This window comes from Elstera litoralis (assembly GCF_000963705.1).
Lineage (GTDB): Bacteria > Pseudomonadota > Alphaproteobacteria > Elsterales > Elsteraceae > Elstera > Elstera litoralis.
In genome coordinates this window covers 1-4838 of record NZ_LAJY01000291.1, presented here as the reverse complement: position 1 = coordinate 4838, position 4838 = coordinate 1, and the positions used below count along the sequence as shown (strand labels likewise).

The window sequence follows — 4838 nt, the reverse complement described above, 5'->3', positions numbered from 1 at the left end:
CGTAACAATCGTCGATGCTGAACAGTTGGGGGGTACGATGATGGATAAACTTGCTGAACTATTCGATGAAACGGCTAAAAACGCCGGTTAAACGCGGATTGCGACGCACTGCAACATAAGCTCGCTGCTGAAATCTTGTTCTTTTGCCAAAGCCTTCATCATTCCGCAAAAACTAGATGGTCTGATCGATTTGGGCCGTGCGTCGGGGAAACTTCCTGCGTATAGTGGCTTTGATAGTTTGACCTGAAGACAGGCAATGAGCGACCTAGACGTAACGACTCTGGCATCCGAGCTCGCAGAGCTCCGCGAACAACTGGCGTTGATCCAGTCCGAAGTTGCCGCGATCCGACATCCGCGTTCGACGGAAGATCGGATCTCGACGGCAGTTTCGGAACTGCGCGCCATCGTATACGCCACCGAAACCGCAACGAACGGCATTTTGGCCGTCGCCGAAGCTATCGACTCGGCCGCCGAATCGATCCCGCGCGCGGCCACCGAAGGCAGTGTCGATATGGCGGTGGAGCAGATTCATTCGCTGGTCGCCAGCCTCTTCACCGAATGCGCCTTCCAGGACATTACCGGCCAGCGCGTTTCCAAAGTCGTGACGACGTTGGAGTTCGTCGAACAGCGCATCGGCACCATCATTCAGGTCTTGGGCGATGGTTTCGAAGAGGTCGCGCCGCCGAGCCTTGGCCCGACCGGGGGGGGCCGATGGCCTGCTGCACGGCCCGGCGCGCAGCGGCGGCGTGAGCCAGGCCGATATCGACAGTCTGTTCGGTTAAGCGATCCCGCGTTTTAGCGCCGCAACGAGCCGCTCGATCTCTCCCTCGCCGATTTCTTGATGCACCGACGCGCGCAGCAGCGCCTGCCGTCCGAGCGCGGCGAACAGATAGGGCGCATAGCTCGCTTGATTGGCGGCGATATTGATGCCCTCCCCATGCAGCGCGCGTTGCACGTCCCCCGGCTCGTGCCCTGCAATCTCGAAAGCCACCAGCGGCGCAATCGCGGGCGTGGTATCGGCGTTTGGGCGCAGGAGGCGCAGGCCGGGAACGGTCAGCAACGCTTGTTCCAACCGCGTCGCCGTTGCGATCAACTCGGCTCCGAGTGCGGAAACATGATCCACGCGCAAATCCAGCACCGCGCCGAAGCCGAGGCGGTTGGCATAGGAATATTCCGCCGATTCCCAGCGTAAAGCGTCGCGCTGGCGAACCGAGTAATCGTCGGGCGGGGGTGGGCGCAATCTCTCCTGCGCGCGGGCCGAAAGACCGAGCAGCGCCACGCCGCGCGGCCCTTGCAAATATTTGCGCCCGCTGGCGGTGACAATATCGATGCCCTGCACGCCCATATCGACCGCCAGCCAGCCAATCGACTGGCTGGCATCGACGGCCACCAGCGCACCGACCGTCTGCGCTAAGGCGGCAATCGCGGCGATAGGCTGGATCGCGTCCCGCACACCGAAACGCTGGTAACGGAGACGAGTTTTACCCGCCCGTCCAGCATCTTGGCTAAAGCGTCGAGATCGGTCAGGTGATCGGGCGTCATGGGGATCGGCTCGACCGTCGCCCCCGCTTCCGCCGCAACCGCTTCGAAGGCCGACACCGTGCCGCCCCATTCGGACGGCGCGCACAGAATCCGATCGCCGGGGGTCAGCCGCAAACCGCCCGCGACAAAGCTCAGCGCCCGGCCTTGGCCCTCGGCGAAGGCGACCTGCCCCGGTGCGGCCCCGATCAGGGCTTCCGCCGTGCGGTGCATTTCAGCCAGCCGAGGGGCTGCGGCAATCGCGGCTTCGACCGGGCCAATGGCTTGTTCCAACGCCAAATGCTCCGCAATCGCCGCGCGCGCCTCCGGCGGGCAGGGGGAGGCGGCGGAATGGTTGAAGTGCAGGCGCGGGATCACAGTGTAACCTCGAAGGTCGCATCGACCTCCACCATCACGCCGCGCGGCAGGGATGCGACACCGACCGAGGTGCGGGCATGACGACCGATTTCGCCGAAAACGCTCAGCATCAGATCGGACGCGCCATTCATCACTTGGCTCTGCTGGGTGAAATCTGGGGTGCAGGCGATGAAGCCGTTGAGCTTCACGCACTGCTGCACCCGGCGCCAATCGCCGTTCAGGGCGATTTCTACCTGGGCGAGGATATTGAGGGCACAAAGCTGGGCGGCGGCTTGACCTTGCTCGACCGTGGCGGTCTCCCCCAGCCGCCCGAAGAATTGCGCTTCGCCATCGAGCTGGGGAATCTGGCCCGCGATGTAGAGCGTGCCTTTCGGGCTGAGGACGAAGGGGGCATAGGCCCCGCCGGGGCCGGAGGCTTTCGGCAAGGTCAGGCCGAGGGCGGTGAGACGGTCGCGGATCATGGGACGCTCCTGAACAAAAGGGAGCGCCAGCCTGCCCCATCCGGGCGGGGGGCGCGACTCACGTTTCTGCGGCCGTAGTATGAGTTTGAGTCATGGAAACCGTCTGCCGAAGCCACGTCCGCACGGCGGTGAGCGCCGGATCATCAACACGGGCAGGATCGATGATCGACCAATGACCAAAGACGCCCGCAAGGCGCGGCAAGGGTAGGGCGATGAGGTCGCCGCGCGCGATCAGCGGGCCGACAAGGTTCAATCGCCCCATCGCCACGCCGAGCCCGTCGCGCGCCGCCTGAAGGGTGATGTTATAGTCGGCGAGTGCCTGCTGCTGCGGGATCGACGCTAGCGCAATGCCCTGCGCGGCGAGCCAGTCGCGCCATTCCCAGGTGTCACTTGGATGCAGGAGGCGGTGGGCGGGCAGGGTTTCCAGCGTTGGTGCCGGGTAGGTGGCGGAAATGACGGGCACGAGGGTTTCGGGCAGAAAACATTCCGCCAAACCATCGTAGCCGCCCTTGCCGTAGCGCAGGGCAAGATCGATCTGCCCCGATGCGGGATCGACCCAGCGAACGTTCGGCTCCAGGATAAGCTCGATCTCGGGATGGGCGGCCTCGAAGGCGGGCAGGCGGGGCATCAGCCAATGGGCGGCGAAGGAGGCCAGCAGCGTCACGCGGATTTTTCGGCGGGGCGCGGCGGCCTCAGCCCGCGCGGTGCGGGTGGCGGCGATCATCCCGGCGAAGGCCTGCCGGATGGCGGTATGATAGGCCGCGCCGTGGGGGGTGAGCGTCAGCGGGCGGGTGCGCTCGAACAGCGACAGGCCAAGGTCCTGCTCCAGCGTTTGAACGTGACGGCTGACCGCGCCTTGGGTGACGAAAAGCTCGTCTGCCGCCCGCGAAAAACTCAAATGCCGCCCGGCGGCCTCAAAAGCGCGCAGGGCGGCAAGATTAGGGAGCGGGCGGGGCATTTAGGCCGCCGCGCCCGCTGGTTTGAAAAGCCTAACGCTCAACCGTCAGTGCCACGCCCATACCGCCGCCGATGCACAAGGTGGCGAGGCCGCGTTTCGCATCGCGCTTTTGCATTTCATAGAGCAGCGTGGTCAGCACGCGGGCACCCGAGGCCCCGATGGGGTGGCCAAGGGCAATCGCGCCGCCGTTGACATTGACCTTGCTGGTATCCCAGCCGAGGTCTTTGTTCACGGCGAGGGCTTGGGCAGCGAAGGCTTCATTGGCTTCGATCAGGTCGAGATCGTCGATGGTCCAGCCAGCTTTTGCAAGCGCAGCGCGGCTGGCGGGGATCGGCCCCGTGCCCATGATGGCGGGATCGACCCCGGCGGTGGCCCAGGAGGCGATGCGCGCCAGCGGGGTCAGGCCGCGCTTGGCGGCTTCCTCGGCCGACATCAGAACGAGGGCGGCGGCCCCATCGTTGATACCGGAGGCATTCCCGGCGGTCACGGTGCCTTCCTTATTGAAAGCCGGGCGCAGCTTGGCGAGGGTTTCCGGCGTGGTGCCGTGCTTCGGATATTCGTCCTGATCGACGATGATATCGCCCTTGCGCGACGAGACCGTGACGGGGGCGATTTCATCGGCAAAGCGCCCGGCTTTTTTGCGCGGCTTCGGCCTTATTCTGCGAGGCCGCTGAGAAAGCATCCTGTTCTTCACGGCTGAGTTGCCAGCGCTGGGCGATGTTCTCGGCGGTAACGCCCATGTGATAGCCGTGGAAGGCATCCAGCAGCCCGTCGCGCAGCATCGTATCCTGCATTTCCGCCGTGCCCATTTTGGTGCCCGAGCGCAGGTAGAGCGTGTGGGGCGCAAGGCTCATGCTTTCCTGACCGCCCGCGACGATAATGTTCGCGTCGCCGTTGCGGATTGCTTGGAAGCCGAGCGCCACGGTGCGCAAGCCCGAGCCGCAGAGCTGATTGATGGCGAAAGCCGTCTTTTCTTGCGGGATACCGGCGGCCATCGCGGCTTGGCGAGCGGCATTCTGGCCGGTGGCGGCAGTGAGCACTTGGCCAAGGATGACTTCATCCACGTCCGACCCATCGACCTTGGCGCGCGTCAGCGCCGCGCGAATGGCGATTTCGCCAAGCTTATGGGCGGGCAGGCTGGAGAGCGCGCCGCTGAACGACCCAATGGGGGTGCGGGCGGCGGCAACGATTACGACATCGGTCATCTGGTGATTCTCCCTCGAAACTCGAATGCGGCGTTTGGCCGATTGTGGGGGGAGCTTACGGGGTCCCGCCCAACGGGTAAACCTCTTCCCCCATGACGAAGGCGCGAATCGGCTCCCACACCAGCGCAGGCGCGCGCGCGCCGACCATCATGCCGATATGGCCGAGGCCGATTTCATGGGTCAACCCGCCGGGAATCGCGTGCGCGAGGGCAAGGGCGCTCGCGGGCGGCACGATGCGGTCGGCTTTCGGTATGAGCGCGAGGGTTGGTACAACCACCTGGCGGGGCGGATCGGGCGGCCCGCCACCCGCCAGCGCCC

Annotated in this window: 5 protein-coding genes and 2 pseudogenes; 1 reads left to right on the top strand and 6 read right to left on the bottom strand. The window is 65.0% G+C overall.

The annotated features are described in order from the left end of the window. Positions 1 to 319 precede the first annotated feature (319 nt). Positions 320 to 799, top strand: coding sequence for a hypothetical protein (locus tag VZ95_RS11785; protein WP_156995258.1), 480 nt, complete (start codon positions 320 to 322; stop codon positions 797 to 799). Here VZ95_RS11785 and VZ95_RS11780 read toward each other — a convergent pair. From VZ95_RS11780 to VZ95_RS25575, 6 genes and pseudogenes are all read right to left on the bottom strand, one after another. Further along, the gene (locus VZ95_RS11780; RefSeq protein WP_045776010.1) at positions 779 to 1453 is read right to left on the bottom strand and encodes an aminotransferase class V-fold PLP-dependent enzyme; all 675 of its coding nucleotides are present in this window, start codon (positions 1451 to 1453) and stop codon (positions 779 to 781) included. The genes VZ95_RS11785 and VZ95_RS11780 overlap by 21 nt on opposite strands. Next, positions 1411 to 1896, bottom strand: a complete 486-nt coding sequence (locus VZ95_RS11775; protein ID WP_045776009.1) for an aminotransferase class V-fold PLP-dependent enzyme — start codon at positions 1894 to 1896, stop codon at positions 1411 to 1413. Before VZ95_RS11775 ends, VZ95_RS11780 begins: the two co-directional genes overlap by 43 nt. Further along, a complete protein-coding gene (locus VZ95_RS11770; RefSeq protein WP_045776008.1) occupies positions 1893 to 2357 on the bottom strand; it encodes a RidA family protein in 465 nt (154 codons plus the stop codon). The genes VZ95_RS11775 and VZ95_RS11770 overlap by 4 nt, the downstream gene beginning before the upstream one ends. 58 nt (positions 2358 to 2415) lie before the next feature. Continuing rightward, positions 2416 to 3315, bottom strand: coding sequence for a LysR substrate-binding domain-containing protein (locus tag VZ95_RS11765; RefSeq protein ID WP_045776007.1), 900 nt, complete (start codon positions 3313 to 3315; stop codon positions 2416 to 2418). A gap of 31 nt (positions 3316 to 3346) precedes the next feature. Further along, positions 3347 to 4520: pseudogene (locus VZ95_RS11760) on the bottom strand (acetyl-CoA C-acetyltransferase). A 55-nt stretch (positions 4521 to 4575) separates the two neighbouring features. Beyond that, positions 4576 to 4838, bottom strand: a pseudogene (locus tag VZ95_RS25575) (hypothetical protein); the annotation flags it as partial.

What these genes read in the sequence shown, in the direction of transcription:
- VZ95_RS11765 (WP_045776007.1), bottom strand. Translation starts at nt 3,315, where the DNA reads ATGCCCCGCCCGCTCCCTAATCTTGCCGCCCTGCGCGCTTTTGAGGCC.
- VZ95_RS11770 (WP_045776008.1), bottom strand. Translation starts at nt 2,357, where the DNA reads ATGATCCGCGACCGTCTCACCGCCCTCGGCCTGACCTTGCCGAAAGCC.